This window comes from Aeromonas media, assembly GCF_000819985.1.
Lineage (GTDB): Bacteria > Pseudomonadota > Gammaproteobacteria > Enterobacterales > Aeromonadaceae > Aeromonas > Aeromonas media.
Genome location: NZ_CDBZ01000203.1, coordinates 19,844 through 39,750, shown reverse-complemented (window position 1 = coordinate 39,750; position 19,907 = coordinate 19,844). Strand labels below are relative to the sequence as shown.

At 63.1% G+C, this 19,907-nt stretch carries 17 protein-coding genes; 9 read left to right on the top strand and 8 right to left on the bottom strand.

What is annotated here, in order from left to right; genetic code table 11:
• The 7 genes from BN1127_RS17865 to BN1127_RS17840 all read left to right on the top strand — a co-directional run.
• Nucleotides 1-259 (top strand): helix-turn-helix domain-containing protein (locus tag BN1127_RS17865; protein WP_042650325.1); only part of this gene is annotated, 259 nt, incomplete at its 5' end.
• Between the two features lie 160 nt (nt 260-419).
• A complete protein-coding gene (locus BN1127_RS17860) occupies nt 420-2,015 on the top strand; it encodes an ABC transporter substrate-binding protein (RefSeq protein ID WP_042650324.1) in 1,596 nt (531 codons plus the stop codon).
• A gap of 76 nt (nt 2,016-2,091) precedes the next feature.
• The gene (locus BN1127_RS17855; RefSeq protein WP_042650323.1) at nt 2,092-3,051 is read left to right on the top strand and encodes an ABC transporter permease; all 960 of its coding nucleotides are present in this window, start codon (nt 2,092-2,094) and stop codon (nt 3,049-3,051) included.
• Between the two features lie 44 nt (nt 3,052-3,095).
• Nucleotides 3,096-3,989: an ABC transporter permease subunit gene (locus BN1127_RS17850; RefSeq protein ID WP_042650322.1), complete on the top strand. Its 894-nt coding sequence runs from the start codon at nt 3,096-3,098 to the stop codon at nt 3,987-3,989.
• Nucleotides 3,989-4,117, top strand: a complete 129-nt coding sequence (locus tag BN1127_RS23000) for a hypothetical protein (RefSeq protein WP_257497976.1) — start codon at nt 3,989-3,991, stop codon at nt 4,115-4,117. Before BN1127_RS17850 ends, BN1127_RS23000 begins: the two co-directional genes overlap by 1 nt.
• 82 nt (nt 4,118-4,199) lie before the next feature.
• On the top strand, nt 4,200-5,198 hold the full coding sequence (locus BN1127_RS17845) for a peptide ABC transporter ATP-binding protein (protein ID WP_005325353.1): 999 nt from the start codon (nt 4,200-4,202) through the stop codon (nt 5,196-5,198).
• A 136-nt stretch (nt 5,199-5,334) separates the two neighbouring features.
• A complete protein-coding gene (locus BN1127_RS17840) occupies nt 5,335-6,120 on the top strand; it encodes a peptide ABC transporter ATP-binding protein (protein ID WP_005325357.1) in 786 nt (261 codons plus the stop codon).
• Nucleotides 6,121-6,265: 145 nt separating this feature from the next.
• On the opposite strand, the gene miaE is transcribed toward BN1127_RS17840, so the two are convergent.
• Nucleotides 6,266-7,024 (bottom strand): tRNA isopentenyl-2-thiomethyl-A-37 hydroxylase MiaE, encoded by a 759-nt coding sequence (gene miaE, locus BN1127_RS17835; protein WP_042650321.1) that lies wholly within the window; start codon nt 7,022-7,024, stop codon nt 6,266-6,268.
• Nucleotides 7,025-7,151: 127 nt separating this feature from the next.
• The gene (locus BN1127_RS17830; RefSeq protein WP_269425389.1) at nt 7,152-8,165 is read right to left on the bottom strand and encodes a LacI family DNA-binding transcriptional regulator; all 1,014 of its coding nucleotides are present in this window, start codon (nt 8,163-8,165) and stop codon (nt 7,152-7,154) included.
• Nucleotides 8,166-8,415: 250 nt separating this feature from the next.
• Here BN1127_RS17830 and ascF point away from each other — a divergent pair, with 250 nt between their 5' ends.
• Nucleotides 8,416-9,870, top strand: coding sequence for a PTS cellobiose/arbutin/salicin transporter subunit IIBC (gene ascF / locus BN1127_RS17825; protein WP_042650320.1), 1,455 nt, complete (start codon nt 8,416-8,418; stop codon nt 9,868-9,870).
• A gap of 33 nt (nt 9,871-9,903) precedes the next feature.
• Nucleotides 9,904-11,334 (top strand): 6-phospho-beta-glucosidase, encoded by a 1,431-nt coding sequence (locus BN1127_RS17820; RefSeq protein ID WP_042650319.1) that lies wholly within the window; start codon nt 9,904-9,906, stop codon nt 11,332-11,334.
• Nucleotides 11,335-11,423: 89 nt separating this feature from the next.
• Here the strand turns inward: BN1127_RS17820 and purF are convergent, their stop codons facing one another.
• The 6 genes from purF to BN1127_RS17790 form a co-directional block, all read right to left on the bottom strand.
• The gene (gene purF / locus BN1127_RS17815; protein ID WP_005325371.1) at nt 11,424-12,944 is read right to left on the bottom strand and encodes an amidophosphoribosyltransferase; all 1,521 of its coding nucleotides are present in this window, start codon (nt 12,942-12,944) and stop codon (nt 11,424-11,426) included.
• Between the two features lie 18 nt (nt 12,945-12,962).
• Entirely contained in the window at nt 12,963-13,454 is a 492-nt protein-coding gene (locus tag BN1127_RS17810) for a CvpA family protein (RefSeq protein ID WP_005325372.1), read from the bottom strand.
• Between the two features lie 188 nt (nt 13,455-13,642).
• On the bottom strand, nt 13,643-14,938 hold the full coding sequence (gene serS, locus BN1127_RS17805) for a serine--tRNA ligase (protein ID WP_042650318.1): 1,296 nt from the start codon (nt 14,936-14,938) through the stop codon (nt 13,643-13,645).
• Between the two features lie 288 nt (nt 14,939-15,226).
• Nucleotides 15,227-16,564 carry a replication-associated recombination protein A gene (locus tag BN1127_RS17800; RefSeq protein ID WP_171268980.1) on the bottom strand — a complete coding sequence of 446 codons (1,338 nt, stop codon included), beginning with the start codon at nt 16,562-16,564 and terminating at the stop codon, nt 15,227-15,229.
• Between the two features lie 152 nt (nt 16,565-16,716).
• Nucleotides 16,717-17,325, bottom strand: a complete 609-nt coding sequence (gene lolA / locus BN1127_RS17795) for an outer membrane lipoprotein periplasmic chaperone LolA (protein WP_042650317.1) — start codon at nt 17,323-17,325, stop codon at nt 16,717-16,719.
• A gap of 69 nt (nt 17,326-17,394) precedes the next feature.
• Nucleotides 17,395-19,899, bottom strand: coding sequence for a DNA translocase FtsK (locus tag BN1127_RS17790; RefSeq protein ID WP_042650316.1), 2,505 nt, complete (start codon nt 19,897-19,899; stop codon nt 17,395-17,397).
• Nucleotides 19,900-19,907 lie beyond the last annotated feature (8 nt).

Here is a 19,907-nt window from a genome sequence, read left to right as displayed (position 1 = left end):
GACCGGCACCCCGTCCCCAGTCGCCAGCGAGGCGGCCTCGACAAGCGGCCCCCAGGCCATCAGCCTGCCACTGGATCTCAAGGGAGCGGTCGCGGAATACGAGATTAATTTACTCAAGCAAGCGATGCAGCAATCCCAGTATAATCAGCGCAAAGCCGCCCAATTGCTGACCCTGAGCTACCACCAGTTCAGGGGCATGCTGCGAAAATACCAGCTGCTCGACGGGGATGACAACAATGGCAATGCGGACAACGACTGACCCCGAGCCATCCCCCTTCAGGAGCCAATGCCAGCTGCTCGAGGGAATTGACGAACGGGATGTTCGCACATCCCGATGGGAGTCCCTGCCCGGCAGGATCCCGCAACGCGCTCGCCCTCTGGCGGGCAACTCTGTCTGAAAACATGGTTCCAACATGAGAATGCTCACACCACTGCTGCTCGGTCTCCTGGTACTGGTCACCGGCTGTCAGAAACAAGACGATGCCTCCAGGACCGGGCTCATCTATTGTGCCGATGGGGCGCCCAGATCCTTCAACCCGCAGCTTGCCAATGCCGAGGCGACCCTGGATGCCAGCGCCCGCCCGCTCTACGATCGCCTGCTCGAGGTCAATGCCAATACCCTCAGCATCGAGGGGGGCCTCGCCACCCACTGGCGCAGCAGCGAGGATGGCCTCTCCTATACATTGACTCTGCGCAAGGGTGTGACCTTCCATCGCACCCCCTGGTTCAACCCGACGCGCCACTTCAACGCCGACGACGTGCTCTTCACCTATCATCGCCTGCTGGACGAGGGCCACCCCTTCCACCGCATCTCGGGTGGCGAGTACCCCTATTTCCACAGTCTGGGGCTCGGCAGCCTCATCAAGCGGGTCTACAAGAAGGGCCCCCATGAGGTGGTGTTCGAGCTCAGCCGGCCGGATGCCTCCTTCCTCGCGACCCTGGCCAGCGACTACGCCATCGTGCTCTCGGCCGAATATGGCGAGCAGATGGACAAGGCCGGCACCCCCGAGCTGCTGGACAGCCGGCCCATAGGTACCGGGCCCTTCAGCTTCAAGGAGTACCGTCACAACGAGTTCGTGCGCTACCTGCGCCACCCCGGCTACTGGGGCGGCGAGGCGAAGATTGAGCAGCTCATCTACGACATCACCCCCAAGTCGTCCAAGCGGCTCGCCAAGCTGTTGACCGGCGAGTGCGACGTGATGAGTACCCCCTCCGCCAGCCAGCTGTCGGTGATCGACAGGGACGCTCACCTCAACCTGTCGGTACAGTCGGGCATGAACGTCGCCTTCCTCGCCCTCAACACCCGCAAGGCCCCGTTCAACAAGGTGCAGGTGCGCCAGGCGCTGGCCAGCGCCATCAACGTGCAAAACCTGCTTCAGGCGGTCTATTTCGAGACGGGCCAGCCTGCCGCCAGCCTGCTGCCGCCGCTCTCCTGGGGCTACAACCCCTCCCTGACCCAGCGCAAGCCAGACCTGACGCTCGCCCGTCAGCTGCTCAGGGATGCCGGCTACCCGAACGGGTTCGAGATGCAGGTACTGGTGCAGCCCGGTGCCCGCCCTTACAACCCGGACGGCCTCAAGACCGCCCAGCTGATGCGTAGCGATCTCGCCAAGATAGGGGTGAAGCTCAAGATAGTGCAGCAGGCCTGGCCGGTCATCGAGACCCGGCTCGCCAAGGGACAATATGACAGCCTGCTCTCCGGCTGGATCGCCGACAACGCGGACCCGGACAACTTCTTCCGCCAGTTGCTGAGCTGCGCCGCCGTCGAGCGGGGCAACAACTACAGCCGCTGGTGCAGCCCCGCCTTCGATCAACTGCTGGACGATGCGGTAACTACCCCGCAACTCGCGTTCCGCTTGCGCAACTATTACTATGCCCAGTCGCTGCTCAACGAACAGTTGCCGCTCATCCCGCTGGCTCATGCCCTGCGCACCCAGGTGAGCCGCAGCGACATTCAGGGGCTGACCCTCATGCCCTTTGGCGGCACCACCTTCAACCAGGCCCATCGGGAGTGAACATGGCTGACATCCATCCCACAGGTGGCATCTGGCCTCCCTTCCCATCGACGCACCCGCACGCGGAGGCATAAGCATGTTTTTTTATATTCTGCGCCGCATCACCCTGCTGGTGATCACCCTGCTGGTGCTGACCATGGGAGCCTACCTGCTGGAGTTTCGCCTCATCGGCCAGGTGCTGGACTTCTGGCACGGCTACCCTGACTTTCTGCGGCGCATCGCCATCGGCGATTTCGGCCTCTCCAGCGTCTCCGGCTTGCCGGTGCTGGACGAGATCCGCCACTACTTCCCGGCGACCCTGACCCTCTGTCTCGCGGCCTTTGCCATCTCGCTGCTGGTGGGGATCCCGCTCGGGACCCTGGCTGCCCTCTATCAGGGGCGCGGTCTGGATCTCTCCATCATGGCCGCCGGCCTCATCGGCTACGCCGTGCCCGTCTTCTGGCTGGCGCTGCTGATGGTAATGTTCTTCTCCCTGGATCTCGGTTGGCTGCCCTCTTCGGGTCAGATCAGCCTGCTCTACGACGTTCCCTCCATCACGGGGATCGCCATCGTCGACGTGCTGATGAGCCAGGAGCCCTGGCGCGAGGCGGCGCTGCATGACGCCCTGCGTCACCTGGTGCTGCCGTCTCTGGTGCTGGCCGTGGTGCCCACCACAGAGGTGATCCGCCACGTGCGCAGCTCCCTCATCGACGTGATGAAGCAGAACTACATCAAGGCCGCCGCCAGCCGCGGCCTCTCCCGCCGCCAGATCGTCTGGCGCCACGGCCTCAAGAATGCCCTGCCGCCGGTGTTGCCGCTGCTCGGCCTGCAGCTCGGCAGCGTGCTCACCTCCGCCATGATCACCGAGGTGGTGTTCGACTGGCCCGGGATCGGCCGCTGGCTGGTGAGCAGCATAGCGCTGCAGGACTATGCCGCCATCCGCGGCACCTTCCTGGTGGTGGCCAGCTTCGTCATCTTCATCAGCGTCAGCACCGAGTTGCTGACCACCATCATGTATCCGGCACGACGCAAAGAACTCTATGCAAAACAAGACTGAACTCGCTTATTGCCTGAACTGGGGCCAGGGCTGGAGCCTGCATCATGCACGATAAATCGAACATCTATCCGGAGCTCAAGATCCTCTCCCCCCTGGAGCAGACCTGGGCCTCCTATCGCCGCAATCCGCTGGCCATGGGGGGGCTCTGGTGCTTCGGCCTGCTGCTGCTCATCACCCTGGTGAGCCCCCTGGTGGTGCCCTACGGCATCGATGATCAGCACAGCGGCCGCCTGCTGCTGGCCCCCTCCTGGGCCAGCACGGGGAACATTGACTACTTCCTCGGCACCGACGATCTGGGCCGCGACATCCTCTCCCGCCTGGTGGTGGGGGCCCGCCTCACCTTCGGCAACGCCTTGCTGGTGGTGGTGATAGCGCTCCTCGTCGGCTCCGCCATCGGCATCCTCGGCGGCATGAGCAAGGGGGTGAAGTCGAGCGTGCTCCATCACCTGCTCGATACCCTGCTCTCCATCCCCTCCCTGCTGCTGGCCATCATAGTGGTCGCCATCCTGGGGCCGGGGCTGTTCAATACCCTGATCGCCATCACGCTCGCGTTGATACCGCCTTTCATCCGGGCGACCTACAACGCCGTCCACGCCGAGATGCAGAAGGAGTACATCATCGCGAGCCGCCTCGACGGCTCGCCTCCCTTGCGGATCATGCGTCTGGCCATACTGCCGAACATAGTGGAAACCCTGGTGACCCAGACCACCCGCACCCTCTCTGCCGCCATCCTGGATATCTCGGCGGTGGGCTTCCTCGGCCTCGGGGCCCAGTCACCCCAGCCGGAGTGGGGCGCCATGCTGGCGGATTCGAGCGATCTCATCTATCTGGCCCCCTGGACGGTGACCCTGCCGGGCATGGCCATTCTGTTCAGCGTGCTGGTGACCAACCTGGTGGGTGAAGGCATTCGCGAAGCGCTTAAAGAAGGGAACGACTGATGCAATGTTCTATGCCGAAGAAAGGCATGCTCACCCTTGTTCTCCGCCCATTGCTGTACGGCGTGCTGGTCAACCCATCGCTGGTGGGTGAAGGCATTCGCGAAGCGCTTAAAGAGGGGAACGATTGATGATACTGCGGCTCTATACCATCAAGAACGGCATGGCCCAGATGCAGCACGCCCAGCCACACCCCCATGAGGAACGCCACTGATGCCCCTGCTCGACATACGCAACCTGACCATCGAGATCGACACCCCCCAGGGCAAGGTCAAGGCGGTGGACAGGGTCAGCCTGACCCTGAACGAGGGGGAGATCCGCGGCCTGGTAGGAGAATCGGGCTCGGGCAAGAGCCTGGTGGCCAAGGTGATCGTCGGCATCCAGAAGGACAACTGGACGGTGCGTGCCGACCGGATGCGCTTCAACGACATGGACCTGCTGACCATGGCCCCCAAGGAGCGGCGCCGCATCATGGGCCGCGAGATCGCCATGATCTTCCAGGACCCCATCAGCTGTCTCGACCCTTCCGAGGAGATAGGCACCCAGCTGGAAGAGGCCATCCCCACCAGCGCCTTCGCCGGCAAGTTCTGGCAGCGCTTCCAGTGGCGCAAGAAGCGGGCCATCGCCCTCTTGCACCGGGTCGGGGTCAAGGATCACCGCAAGGTGATGCGGGCCTATCCCCACGAGCTGTCGGACGGCATGTGCCAGAAGGTGATGATCGCCATGGCCATCGCCAATCAGCCGCGGCTGCTGGTGGCGGATGAACCCACCAGCGCCATGGAGTCCACCACCCACTCCCAGATCCTGCGGCTGCTGGACAAGATGAACAAGCTGGGCAATACCACCATCCTCATCATCAGCAACGACATCGCCGCCATCGCGAACCTGACCGACACCATCAATATCATGTACTGCGGCCAGATGGTGGAGGTGGGCACCCGGGATCAGATCCTCGAATCCCCCCGTCACCCCTATACGGACGCCCTGCTCAAGTCCATTCCCGATTTCGACAAGCTGGTGCGCCACAAGTCCCGGCTCGAGACCCTGCCCGGGGTGATCCCCCCCCTGCAGCACCTGCCCATCGGCTGCCGCCTCGGCCCCCGCTGCCCCTATGCCCAGAAGCAGTGCGTGCAGACCCCGCTGATGAGCAAGGTAAAGGGACACCAATTTAGCTGCCACTTCCCCTTGAACATGGAAGAGCCGAAGAAATGAACCCGAGTCATCACCATTCCATGCCCAATCAGCAAGGCCAAGGGACATCCATGCCCCAGCTGCCACTTCCCGCTGAACATGGAAGATCCAAAGAAATGAGCCTGAACGTGAATGTCGTCATGAAGGAGCCAAGCCTGTGATCGAACCCGCCCTGTTGCAGGTCAGGGGCCTGTGCAAGACCTATCAGAACCGCACCGGCCTGTTCCGGCGCCAGGCGGTGGAGGCCATCAAGCCCCTGTCGTTTGATCTCGGGGTGGGCCAGACCCTGGCCATCGTCGGAGAGGCGGGCTCGGGCAAGAGCACGCTGGCGCGGATCCTGGCCGGCATGATAGAGCCGAGCGGCGGCGAGATCGCCATCGAGGGGCAGCCCCTGGTTCACGGTGACTATCAGACCCGCTGCAAGCTGCTGCGGATGATCTTCCAGGACCCCAACACCTCGCTCAACCGAAAGATTCGGGTCGGCCAGATCCTGGAGACGCCGCTGCGCCTCAACACGGCCCTGAGCGAGGAGGAGCGTCGGGAGAAGGTGATCCAGACCCTGCGCATGGTGGGTATGCTGGCGGACCACGCCCTCTTCTATCCCCAGATGCTCTCCGCCGGTCAGCAGCAGCGGGTGGGGCTGGCGCGGGCGCTCATCCTCAACCCGAAAATCGTGGTCGCGGATGAGGCGCTCTCCACCCTGGACATCTCGGTGCGCTCCCAGATCATCAACCTGCTGCTGGAGATGCAGGAGACCATGGGGCTGAGCTATGTGCTGGTGGCCAACGATCTGGGCATAGTCAGCCACATCAGCGACGAGGTGCTGGTGATGCACGAGGGCCGGGTGGTGGAGCGCGGCAAGACCTTGCGGGTCTTCGCCGATCCCCAGCACGACGTGACCCGCCGCCTCATCCAGAACTACAACAACGAATACCGCCGCTGATCCCCAGCCACTCCCCCTCCGGCCCATGGGCCGGGCATAAAAAAACCCGGCCTGATGTCACATCAGTCGCCGGGTGATTGCGCTCAAAAAAGTGATTGCGTCGCTCGTAGTAGGAACACCGAGATAGTAGGCAGCCCCTCTGGGCTCAACAACTGTCAGATCTGACAGGCAGGCCGCTATGGAACCTGAACTGCGGGTCCGGCGAGCAGATAAGCTCGGCCTCGAGACGACCAAAGAAGGCGATCCGCTCGCTGATATCCTCCCCGGCGTACTGCTCGGCCAGTGCCAGATAGTCCTGGTAGTGGCGCGCCTCCGATCGCAGCAGGGAGACATAGAAGCGGCCCAGCTCCTCGTCAAGGTGAGGGGCAATCTTCGCAAAGCGCTCGCAGGAGCGCGCCTCTATGTAGGCGCCGATGATCATCTTGTCCACCACGGCCGCCGGCTCGTAGGTGCGCACGTGGGCCAGCAGGCTGCGGGCATAGCGGGAGGCGGTGACGGGCCCGTAGGGGATGCCGCGGGCCTGCATGATCTCCAGCACCTGCTCGAAGTGATGCAGCTCCTCCTGAATGAGCCGCACCATGGGGAACAGCAGGGGGTTGCGCTCGAGCTCGGCGAACACGCTTCTGTCGGACTCGCCCATGGTGCGTTTGCCGAGGATCTCGGCCTTCTCGGGGATGGCATCCAGCTCACGGTAAAATTCGAGCTTGGGCAGCAGGTGGCGCTTCTCCTTGGGCAGGCAGTAGCGACGCACCAGGCTGTGGGCCGTCAGGGCGGCCTTGTTCTCGCAGTTGGCGTGATCGATGAGCAGGGTCGGCAACTGGGCGGGATCCCGCGCCATCTCCACCCACTCATCCGGGGTCTCGCAATGCAGGAATTGGCGCACGGGTGCTAGCAGGTCATCCATCTGAACTCTTGTACTCTCTGGTTGGTCTTGATTGGCATATATTGATGCGGCTTGATGCGGCGGGCGGGATCCGCGAAGGGGCCCATGCTAACGGATCCCGCCCCGCCTGCCCAGCACAGAGGCCGCCTCACTCCAGCAGGCGCTTGAGGGAATCGCGCCGGACCAGCTTGCCACTGAAAGAGGGCAGCGCCTCGGGCTCCCTCTCCTCCACCATGGTGATCAGCCGGCTGATGGTCTCCTGGATCATCTCGGTCACCGGCATCTTGACGCTGGCCAGCGACGGAATGACGTAGGGAGCCAGGGCAATGTCGTCGAACCCCACCACAGAGACCTGCTCCGGCACCGACACGCCGCACTCGTGCAACTGCTTGATGGCACCGATCGCCATGTCATCGTTGCTGGCGATCAGGGCAGTGAAGCTCATCCCGCGCGCCAGCAGGGTCGAGACGGCGGCCGCGCCGCAAGCGGGCGTCCACTTGCCGGGGGCGATCAGCGCCTCTTGCACGGGAATGTTGTGCTGGGCAAGGGCCTCGCGGTAGCCGGCGAGACGCTCAATGCCGGTGGGGGAATCCGCCGAGCCTGTGATGAAGGCGATGTCGCTGTGCCCCATCCCGACCAGCCTGTCCACCACGGCCGCGGCGGCGGCCTGCTGATCGGAGTAGACGCAGTGCGCCGGGTGGCGCCGCAGCCGCCGGTTGAGCACCATGATGGGCTGGGAGTGCTGCTCGATGAGCTCGTCCATCTGCTCGACGCTGAGAAAACGCGGGTAGATGATGACGCCGTCACAGCGGGAGTCGAGCAGGTACTGGATGGCTTGTCGCTCCTCCTCGGCGCTGTGCTTGCCATCGGCCAGGATCAGCTGCCGGCCCCTATCTTCGGTCAGCCGCGCCGCGTGGGAGAGCAGCTCGCTGAAATAGACGCCGTGATAGAGGGTGTTGGTCACCACCAGGCCCAGAGTCTGGGTGTTTTTGGTGGCCAACTGCCTGGCCAGCAGGTTGGGGCGATAGCCGCTCTCCTCTATGGCCTGGAACACCCGATTCCGGGTCTCCTGACTGGTATAGCCATTGCCCGACAGCACCCGGGAGACAGTCGCCTTCGACACCCCTGCCCGTTTCGCCACCTCCAGCATAGTCGTCATCATCTTCCCCTCTTCTCGACGGGCCGCAGTGTACTGCACGGGACCCGCTTGTGCTAACGAGAATGGGCGCAGGCTCCCCCTTTCAGTGATCCCATTCACGCTTCTGCACAATGGCGGTGCGCCCGTCTTGTCTGTGAGCATGAAACTGCGCATGCTATGTGGAACCGGTTCCATATGGCAGTTTCATTCCCGTTCTTCCCGTCGTCAATGACGGGGATCGACAGGCCTCATTTGGTAAGAAGGATACGACTAGATGTCAAAGAACTACGCGGCCCTGGCCGGCAAGGTCATCACGGCCCTCGGCGGAACCGGCAACATAGTCGCCGTGACCCACTGCATGACGCGCCTGCGCTTCGTGCTGCAAGACCCCACCCTGGTGGACAGTCCAATGCTCAAGGCCACTGCCGGGGTACTTGGGGTGGTCAGCAGTGATAACCAGTGCCAGGTGATCATCGGCAACATGGTCTCCCACGCCTATCGCGAGGTGCTTGCCCAGTTGCCGGAAGGCGCACGGGGAGACCTGCCAGCGGCCAAGCCAGGTTTCAGCCTGCGCCGCATGGGCGCCGCCATCCTCGACGCCCTGATCGGCACCATGTCGCCGCTCATCCCGGCCATCATCGGCGGCTCCATGCTCAAGCTGCTGGCCATGGTGCTGGAGATGACCGGCGTGCTGGAGAAAGGCTCCTCGACCCTCACCATACTCACGGTGGCCGGTGACGGCGCCTTCTTCTTCCTGCCCCTGATGGTGGCCGCCTCCGCCGCCGTCAAGTTCAAGACCAATATGTCGCTCGCCATCGCCATCGCCGGCGTGCTGGTGCACCCCAGCTTCATCGAGCTGATGGCCAGGGCCGCCGAGGGGGAGCAGGTAACCTTCGCCCTGATCCCGGTCACCGCGGTGAAATACACCTACACAGTGATCCCGGCCCTGGTGATGACCTGGTGCCTCTCCTACATAGAGCGCTGGGTCGACAGGATCACCCCGGCGGTGACCAAGAACTTCTTGAAGCCCATGCTGATAGTGCTGATCGCGGCGCCGCTCGCCATCCTGCTCATCGGCCCCATCGGCATCTGGATTGGCACCGCCATCTCGGGCCTGGTCTACACGGTCCACGACTATCTGGGCTGGCTGTCGGTGGCCATCATGGGCGCGCTCTGGCCTCTGCTGGTGATGACCGGCATGCACCGCGTCTTCACCCCGACCATCATCCAGACCATCGCCGAGACCGGCAAGGAGGGCATGGTGATGCCCTCGGAGATAGGCGCCAACCTCTCCCTCGGCGGCTCTTCCCTGGCCGTCGCCTGGCGCACCAAAAACCCCGAGCTGCGCCAGACTGCGCTGGCGGCGGCCGCCTCCGCCATCATGGCGGGGATCTCCGAACCCGCCCTCTACGGCGTCGCCCTGCGATTGAAGCGCCCCCTCATCGCCAGCCTCATCAGTGGTTTCATCTGCGGCGCCGTCGCGGGCATGGCCGGGCTCGCCAGCCACTCCATGGCGGCACCGGGGCTCTTCACCAGCGTGCAGTTCTTCGATCCGGCCAACCCCATGAGCATCGCCTGGGTGTTCGCCGTGATGGCGCTCTCCGTGGTGCTCTCCTTCGTGCTGACCCTGGTGATGGGCTTTGAAGACATACCGGTACAGGAGCAGGCACCCCAGACGCCAGCCCGGGCCGACGCGGCCATGCCGGGCCAGCCGGCCACCAGCCTGTGAATTCATATCATCCGACATGACAAGAGGTAACCGATGTCGATAACCAGATTTCCCCAAGGCTTCCTCTGGGGCGGCGCCCTTGCCGCCAACCAGGCGGAAGGCGGCCATCGCGAGGGGGGCAAGGGGCTGACCACGGTCGACATGATCCCCCATGGCGCCAACCGCATGGCGGTCAAGCTTGGCCAGGAGAAGCGCTTCACCCTGCGGGATGACGAGTTCTACCCAAGCCACGAGGCCATAGATTTCTACCACCGCTACAAGGAAGACATCGCCCTGATGGCAGAGATGGGCTTCACCGTGTTTCGCACCTCCATCGCCTGGAGCCGGCTCTACCCGAACGGCGACGAGCAAGAAGCCAACCTCGAGGGCATCGCCTTCTACCGGGCGCTGTTCGAGGAGTGCAGAAAGTACAACATCGAGCCCCTGGTGACCCTGTGCCACTTCGACGTGCCCATGCACCTGGTGGTGGAGTACGGCTCCTGGCGCAACCGCCAGATGGTGGACTTTTTCACCCGCTATGCCCGCACCTGCTTCGAGCAATTCGACGGCCTGGTGAAGTACTGGCTCACCTTCAACGAGATCAACATACTGCTGCACAGCCCCTTCTCCGGGGCGGGGCTGGTGTTTGAGGAAGGGGAGCACCAGGAGCAGGTCAAATATCAGGCGGCCCACCACGAGCTGGTCGCGAGCGCCCTGGCGACCCAAATTGCCCACGAGGTAAACCCGGCCAACCAGGTGGGCTGCATGCTGGCGGGGGGCAGCTTCTCCCCCTACTCCTGCAAGCCGGAAGATGTCTGGGCCGCGCTGCAAAAGGAGCAGGAGAACCTGCTGTTCATCGATGTGCAGGCGAGAGGCGCCTACCCGGCCTATGCGGCCCGGGTGTTTCGCGAGAAGGGGATCCAGCTCGTCAAGGCGCCGGAGGATGACGAGGTTCTGAAGCACACCGTCGATTTCGTCTCTTTCAGCTACTACGCCTCCCGCTGCGCCTCTGCCGACATGAACGCGGGCAACACCAGCGCCGCCAACGTGGTCAAGTCCCTGCGAAATCCCCACATCGAGGTGAGCCAGTGGGGCTGGGGCATAGACCCCCTCGGCCTTCGCATCACCATGAACAGCCTGTACGATCGCTACCAGAAGCCGCTCTTCCTGGTGGAGAACGGCCTGGGGGCCATGGACGAGATCAACGCCGATGGCGAGATAGTGGACGACTATCGCATCGACTACCTGCGCGCACACATCCGCGCCATGGGGGATGCCATCGAAGACGGGGTGCCGCTCTTGGGCTACACCAGCTGGGGCTGCATCGATCTCGTTTCCGCCTCCACCGGCGAGATGAGCAAGCGCTACGGCTTCGTCCATGTGGACAGGGACGATGCCGGCCGAGGCACCCTGGCGCGCAGGCGCAAGAAGTCGTTCTGGTGGTACCAGAAGGTCATCGCCAGCAACGGGGAAGATCTGGCCTGAGGGCCTCCCCTTCCTGGCGGGAAGAGCATCAATGCAACAGGGGGGCCGAGGCCCCCCTGTTGTTCATCACGATGGCAATCAGAAAACGTTTAACTGCCTTCGTTGAAGATCTCCAGGTTGCTGGTCCCTTCCTGCCACTCGCGCACCGCCTTGTTGTCGTCGCTGCGCAGGGCGTTCAGGTGGTCCAGATAACCCTGATCCACATCCGAGGTCACGTAGTGGCCATTGAACACCGAGGTCTCGAAGTGGCGCAGCTCGGGGTTGATCTCCCGCACCGCCTCTTCCAGATCTTCCAGATCCTGGAAGATCAGGCCATCGGCGCCGATCAGCTTGCACACCTCTTCCACTTCACGGCCGTGGGCGATCAGCTCGTTGGCGGTGGGCATGTCGATGCCGTAGACGTTGGGGAAGCGGATTTCCGGTGCCGCCGAGGCGAAGTAGACCTTGGCCGCCCCTGCTTCACGGGCCATCTGGATGATCTGCTCGGAGGTGGTGCCACGGACGATGGAGTCATCCACCAGCAACACCTTCTTGCCCTTGAATTCGGAGCTGATGGCGTTGAGCTTGCGACGCACCGACTTCTTGCGCTGGGTCTGGCCCGGCATGATGAAGGTACGGCCGATGTAGCGGTTCTTCACGAAGCCCTGACGGTAAGGCAGGCCCAGGGTGTGGGCGATTTCCAGCGCCACGTCGCAGGAGGTCTCGGGGATGGGGATGACCACGTCCACGTCGAGATCTTCCCACTCCCGTGCAATCTTCTTGCCCAGCTTGCGGCCCATGTTGAGGCGGGCGGCATAGACGGAGACCTTGTCGATGCACGAATCGGGGCGTGCGAAGTAGACGTACTCGAAGATGCAGGAGCTCATCTGCGGGTTCTCCGCACACTGCTCGGAGAAGAGCTGGCCCTGCTCTGTGATGTAGATGGCTTCGCCCGGAGCGACGTCACGCACCGTCTCGAAGCCGATGGCGTCAAGCGCCACGCTCTCGGAGGCGAGCATGTACTCCACCTGGCCCTGCTCGTCAGCGCGACGACCCAGGATCAGCGGGCGGATGCCGTTGGGATCGCGGAAGCCGATGAGACCGTGGCCAATCACCAGCGAGACCACCGCATAGGCGCCGCGGATCTGCTGGTGCACCTTGCGCACCGCAGAGAAGATGTCTTCCGGCCGCAGCGCCATCTTGTCGCACAGATCCAGCTCGTGGGCCAGCACGTTCAGCAACACTTCCGAATCGGAGGTGGTATTGATGTGGCGGCGAGCCACCTTGAACTGCTGCTCCTTGAGATCCTTGGCGTTGGTGAGGTTGCCGTTATGGGCCAGCACCATGCCGTAGGGAGAGTTCACGTAAAAAGGTTGGGCTTCAGCGGCACTGGAGCTGCCTGCGGTGGGATATCTGACATGTCCTATGCCGATATGCCCCTTCAGTCGCTGCATGTGGCGCACTTCAAACACATCCTTCACCAGGCCGTTGGCCTTGCGTTGCCGGAAGTTTCCACTATCAATGGTCACGATCCCGGCGGCATCCTGTCCCCTGTGCTGCAACACCGTCAAGGCGTCGTAGAGGGCCTGATTGACGGGGGTGGTGCCAACTATACCGACAATACCGCACATGTCTTTGCTACCTCGAAGTCACTGTACCTGTTGAAGAAAACTGGACGAGTTCAGCATGAACCCGAAAAACCACTGGATCACCGGCTTGAACTCGGGAACCAGTTTGGACGCCACCCACCAGTCGCTCTGGGAGAGGCTGGTGAAGGTATCCATGAAAAACAGCAGGGCACTGACGATCAGTACCCCGCGAATGGCGCCAAAACAGACCCCCAGCACCCGATCCGTGCCGGAGAGTCCCGTCTTTTCCACCAGCAAGCCCACCACGTAGTTGACCACGCTCCCCAGGATCAGGGTCGCCACGAACAGGGCGGCGATGGCGAGGCCGTTGCGCACCATGGCGTCGGAGAAGGAGGTGAAGTAGACGGCGAGATCCGGATAGAAATGGCTGGCAATAAAAAAGGCGACGAACCAGGTGACGAGGGACATGGCTTCCTTCAGGAAGCCGCGCACCAGGCTGATGAGGGCAGAAAAACCGACGATGCCGATGATGGCGTAATCAATCCAGACCATAGAAAAAGATGTCCTGCGAAATTGCGGCGCAGTCTAACAAAAACGATTGCGCAATGCTTGATAAAAATGTGTTAAAGGTTCAGTTGAGCGCCGAAGGAGACCTCTCTCGTCCCCTGCCGAGGGGGCGACTGACGCCCAAATGCACAACGCCATGGCATGGCCATGGCGTTGTGCTGAGCAAGGGGGACTTAGCCGATGTGGGTCAGGCCGCCCATGTAGGATTGCAGCGCCGCCGGGATGGCGATGCGGCCGTCTTCCTGCTGGTAGTTCTCGATCACCGCCACCAGGGTGCGCCCTACCGCAAGGCCGGAGCCGTTCAGGGTGTGCAGCAGTTGCGGCTTGCCGTCGACACGCACGCGGGCCTGCATGCGGCGCGCCTGGAAGTCGGTGCAGTTGGAGACGGACGAGATCTCGCGGTAGGTGTTCTGGGCCGGCAGCCACACTTCCAGATCGTAGGTCTTGGCGGCGCAGAAGCCCATGTCACCGGTACAGAGCGCCATCACGCGATACGGCAGCTCCAGCAGTTGCAGCACCTTCTCGGCGTGACCCACCATCTCTTCCAGCGCATCCCAGGACTTCTCCGGGTGCACCAGCTGGACCATCTCGACCTTGTCGAACTGGTGCATGCGGATGAGGCCGCGGGTGTCACGACCATAAGAGCCGGCTTCGGAGCGGAAGCAGGGGCTGTGGGCGGTCATCTTGATGGGCAGTTCCTGCTCGTCGAAGATCTCGTCGCGGGCCATGTTGGTGAGCGGCACTTCGGAGGTAGGAATGAGGGAGAACTTGCGCACCTTGCCTTCGTCTTCCCCTTCGCCCTCGATACCTGTGTTGAACAGGTCCTGGGAGAATTTCGGCAGTTGGCCGGTGCCGTACAGACTGTCCGGGTTGACCAGATAGGGCACGTAGCATTCGGTGTAGCCGTGCTGCAGGGTGTGCAGATCCAGCATGAACTGCGCCAGGGCGCGGTGCAGGCGGGCAATCTGACCCTTCATCACCACGAAGCGGGCACCGGAGAGCTTGACGCCGTTCTTGAAGTCCACGCCCTTGGCCGCTTCACCCAGATCGATGTGATCGCGCACCGGGAAGCTGAACTCGCGCGGGGTGCCCCAGCGGCGTACTTCCACGTTGTCGTTCTCGTCGCGGCCCACCGGGGTAGTGTCGCTCGGCAGGTTGGGGATGGCGTCTGAGATGGCCTTGATGTCGGCCAGCAGGACCTCGAGCTCGACCTTGCTGGTCTCCAGCTCGTCGTTGATCTTGGTCACTTCGGCCTTGAGCGGAGCCACATCTTCGCCGCGACGGGCAGCCTCACCGATGGACTTGGAGCGGGCGTTGCGCTCGGCCTGCAGCTCCTGGGTACGGGACTGCAGATCCTTGCGTTTCTCTTCCAGAGCATTGACAGCCGCTACGTCCAGCGCGTAGCCACGTGTCGCCAGACGAGCGGCAGCTTCTTCGATATCGCTGCGCAGATATTTGGGATCCAGCATGGTTTACCTACTTTTTTTAATGGGATCTGGGCCTGGGTCATCCGCCCTGGCGAGAAAACAGATCCGGAAGTTAACATCGGTTGGCGCACCCCTATGTCTTCGGAATCGGGCCTTCTAAATCAAGAAGATGGTGCAAGGCCAAGACAAGCGGGGTCAGAGGGGCAGTGTAGCAGACCGCCCCCCCGCCCGAACAGGGCGTATTGCTGTCGTTTTTGCCAAGTTTGGCGGCATCGGCAGCCTTATCTTCGCCGATCCGAGGGATCGCCATGCTGCCCGGACAACGTGCCTTTACTTGTCTCTTTGACGCGGGCTCTGCCGGTCCAGCTCGCGCAGGTAGTCGAGCTTCTGGGCGATCTGCTTCTCGAGGCCCCGATCGGTAGGCTGGTAGTAGTGCTTGCCGGCCAGCTCGGGGGGGAAGTACTCCTCGCCGGCGGCATAGGCGCCGGGCTCGTCGTGGGCGTAGCGGTACTCGGCGCCATAGCCGAGCTCGCTCATCAGCTTGGTGGGGGCGTTGCGCAGGTGCGGCGGCACCTCGAAGTCCGGCAGGTTTTTGGCGTCATTGAGCGCCGCCTTCCAGGCGGTGTAGACCGCATTGCTCTTGGGGGCGCAGGCGAGGTAGACGATGGCCTGGGCGATGGCCCGCTCCCCTTCCGCCGGACCTATGCGATGGAAGCAGTCCCAGGCCGACAGCGCCACCTGCATGGCACGGGGATCGGCGTTGCCCACGTCTTCCGAGGCAATGGCCAGCAAGCGGCGGGCGATGTAGAGGGGATCGCAACCGGCACTCACCATGCGGGCATACCAGTAGAGCGCCGCATCCGGCGCCGAGCCGCGAATGGACTTGTGCACCGCCGAGATGAGGTCGTAGAAGTGATCCCCGCCCTTGTCGAAGCGCGCCACGTGCTCCCCCACCACGGCGGCGAGCAGGGCGCTGTCGATCACCCTCTCCCCTGCCCCATTACTCTCGGCCATGTCGGCCAGGAGCTCCAGGTAGTTGAGGGACTTGCGCCCGTCCCCATCCACGGCTTTGGCCAGCGCCGCTTTGACGCCGGGGGCAAAGGTGAGGCTCGGATCGTTGAGGCCACGGGGGTCTGTCATCGCCTGATCGATCATGGCGAGGATGTCCTCCTCCTCCAGCCGTTTGAGCAGGTAGACCCGGGCCCGGGAGAGCAGTGCGTTGTTGAGTTCGAACGAGGGATTTTCGGTGGTGGCGCCGATGAAGGTGATGGTGCCGTCTTCGATGTGGGGCAGGAACACATCCTGCTGGCTCTTGTTGAAGCGGTGCACCTCGTCCACGAAGAGGATGGTGCGCACCCCGCGCCAGCTGTTCTCCTTCGCCTTGTCGATGGCGGCGCGGATCTCCTTGATGCCGGAGGTGACCGCGGAGAGCCGCTCCACCTCGGCCTGGCAGTAGTGGGCCATCAGCTCGGCCAGGGTGGTCTTGCCGGTGCCGGGCGGTCCCCACAGGATCATGGAGTGGCAGTGTCCCGCCAGGATCGCCTTGCGCAGGGGCTTGTCAGCCCCCAGGATGTGCTGCTGGCCTATGTACTGATCCAGGATTTGCGGCCGCATCCTGGCCGCCAGCGGACGAAAGTCCGACGAGAAATCCAGCGACAAGTTGCTCATCTGTATTGACCGTTCAGTATCACGCATACCGCCATGGAAAAACGGTCCGACGAGAAATCCAATAAGAGGTTACTCATCTGTATTGACCCCCTGCGTCACGCCCGCCGCCGTTGACAGACGCACTGGCGAAAAATCCAGCGACCGCCTGCTCATCAGCGCTGATCGTCCAGCGCGACCCCCGCAGGCGTCTTGAACACGAACTCGTTGCCCTTGAGCACCGGCTTGCGGTTGAAGCTGCTCAAGGTGAATTCGCTCCACTGCCCCTGCGCCTCTTTCACGTCGAACCGGCTGATGTTGTTCTGACGGTCGAAGGTGATGCGGAAGGAGGCGATCAGCTCGTCCTTGTTGCGGCTGGTGACGGTGTAGACGTCCCCCTCCTGGGTCACGTCGTAGTTCTTCCAGAGCCCGACATCGTTGCCGGCGATGAGCACGAAGGGGGTGTTGAGTACCGCATCCTTCATCTTGAGGGCGGTGACCTGCTCGACGAAGGGGTCATAGACCCACACATCCTTGCCGTCCGCCACGATCAGGCTCTCGTCCGGGGTCGTGGTGTGCCAGTTGAAGCGGTTGGGGCGCTGCACCAGCAGGGTGCCGCTCGCCTTCTGCAGCTCCTTGCCCTTGCTGTCATAGACGGTCTGGGCAAACTTGGCCGAAAACAGGCTGACGCCCGTCAGCTTCTGCTTGAGATCGCTGGCCGCATCGGCCCACACCTGGCTGCTGGCGAGCAACAGTACAGAACCCATCAATAATGCTTTTTTCATCGCGATTCCCGTTGAAGAGGGTCAGATAAAAGGCCATGTCCGCAGACATGGCCAGGATGATATGAAGGCTTAATCACGCACCGGGGGCGGTGCCAGCACGTCGCGCTGGCCGTTGCCCCCCGGAGAGCTGACGATGCCCTGGTTTTCCATCTGCTCGATGAGACGGGCCGCCCGGTTGTAACCAATCTTGAACTTGCGCTGCACGCTGGAGGTCGAGCCACGGCGGGATTCCACCACGAAGGCGACCGCCTCGTCGAACAGGGGATCGAGCTCCTCGTCACCACCGCCGCCGTACTCGCCGCCACCGCCCTCGCCATCCGACTCACCGGAGAGGATCTCCTCGATGTAGTTCGGCTCGCCGCGCAGTTTCCAGTCCGCCACCACCTTGTGCACCTCGTGGTCATCGACGAAGGCGCCGTGGACCCGGGTCGGGTTGGAGGTGCCGGCGGGCATGTAGAGCATGTCCCCCATGCCGAGCAGGGATTCGGCGCCGCCCTGATCCAGGATGGTGCGGGAATCTATCTTGCTCGACACCTGGAAAGAGATCCGGGTCGGGATGTTGGCCTTGATGAGGCCGGTGATGACATCCACAGAGGGGCGCTGGGTCGCGAGAATGAGGTGAATACCGGCTGCCCGCGCCTTCTGGGCGATACGGGCGATCAGCTCTTCCACCTTCTTGCCGACGATCATCATCATGTCGGCGAATTCGTCCACCACCACCACTATGTGGGGCAGTTTTTCCAGCTCAGGCGGCATCTGATCCATGGAGTCACCCGGACGCCACAAGGGATCCCGCAGGGGCTCGCCCTCGGCAGCCGCGGCCAGCACCTTGTCGTTGTAACCCTTGAGGTTGCGCACCCCGACCGCGGACATCAGCTTGTAGCGACGCTCCATCTCGCCGACGCACCAGCGCAGGGCGTTGGCGGCATCCTTCATGTCGGTGACCACCTCGGTCAGCAGATGGGGGATCCCTTCGTAGACCGAGAGCTCCAGCATCTTGGGGTCGATCATGATGAAGCGCAGATCGTCCGGCGTCGACTTGTAGAGCATGGAGATGATCATGGTGTTGACCCCCACCGACTTGCCCGAGCCCGTGGTACCGGCCACCAGCAGGTGGGGCATCTTGGCCAGGTTCACCACCACGGGTTCCCCCGCGATGTCCTGCCCCAGCCCCATGGTCAGCGGATTGTGACTGCCAGAGAAGGCCTCGCAGTCCAGGGTCTCACGCAGGTAGACGGTCTGACGCACCCGGTTGGGCAGCTCGATGCCAACAAAGGTCTTGCCCGGGATCACCTCCACCACCCGCACGCTGCTGGCGGACAGCGAACGGGCGAGATCCCGGGAGAGATTGGTGATCTTGCTCGCCTTCATGCCCGGCGCCAGATCCAGCTCGAAGCGGGTGATGACGGGGCCCGGATAGACGCCGACCACCTTGGCCTGCACGTTGTAGTCGGCGAGTTTCGCCTCCACCAGCCGGCCCATGCGATCCAGCTCGTCCTTGCTCATCATCTGGGTCTTGGCGGGCGGGCGGTCGAGCAGCTCTATGCTCGGCAGCGGCGCCATGGCAGGCTGGGGACGGCGCTTGGGCTTGACCGGTGCGGCCACCGCAGGCACGGCAGCCTCCTCCCCTTCCGCCCAGGGCAGATCGAGCTCGTCATCCCCGTCATCGGCCAGGGCCGGCTGACGGCGGGCATTGGCAACGGCGGCGCGCTTGGGTCTGGCCACGGGCGCCGGCTCGTCCTCTTCATCATCGAATTGCGGATCGAACTGGAAGGTGTCGTCATCGAGCTCCGGCAGCCATTCGTCAGATTTTGACTTCTGGCTCCCCTTGGCCTTGGGGTTGCGCGTCCAGCTGCTATGGGGCTCGTCCTCTTCGTCGTCGAGATCGAGAGCGCTCACGCCCCCCTCCAGCAGGGGATCCGGCCCCTCAAAACGGGGCTGGCGCCAGCCGCCGGTGAGCCAGCGGCCAAGGGTCGTCGGGAAATGGTAGATGGCGCTGACGCTGCCGGTGCAGGTGGCACCGATCCGCTCGACTATGGTGAGCCAGGACCAGCCGGTGAACAGGGTGATGCCGGTGGCCACGAAGCAGAGCAGCATCAGGTTGGCCCCGACCCCGCCAAACAGGGGCACCACAGCGGAGGCGATCACGTCCCCCACCAGGCCGCCTGCGGAGAAATTCTGCAAGTCATTGAAGTTCATGCTGGCGATAGCGGACATCCCGAGCACCGTCAGGACGAAGCCGATGATGCGCACCGACAGGGTGAGATAGTCCACCTCCAGCAGCCGGCTCGGGCGCCAGAACAGGCTCCAGCCGAGCAGTACCACCAGGGGAGGCACCAGATAGGAGAAGGCCCCGAAGGTAAACATGGTGATGTCGGCGAGCCAGGCACCGGCGCTGCCCGCGAGGTTCTTCACCTCTCCCTGCCAGGAGGTCTGGGACCAACCGGGATCGGCGGGATGGTAGGTCAACAGGGCAAGCAAGAGATAGGCAGCCATCAGCGTGATGGCGATCAAGACGGCCTCGAAGATCCGTTGCGTACCTGACAAAGGAGTAAACAGCTTTTTATCGGCCAAACTCCGGC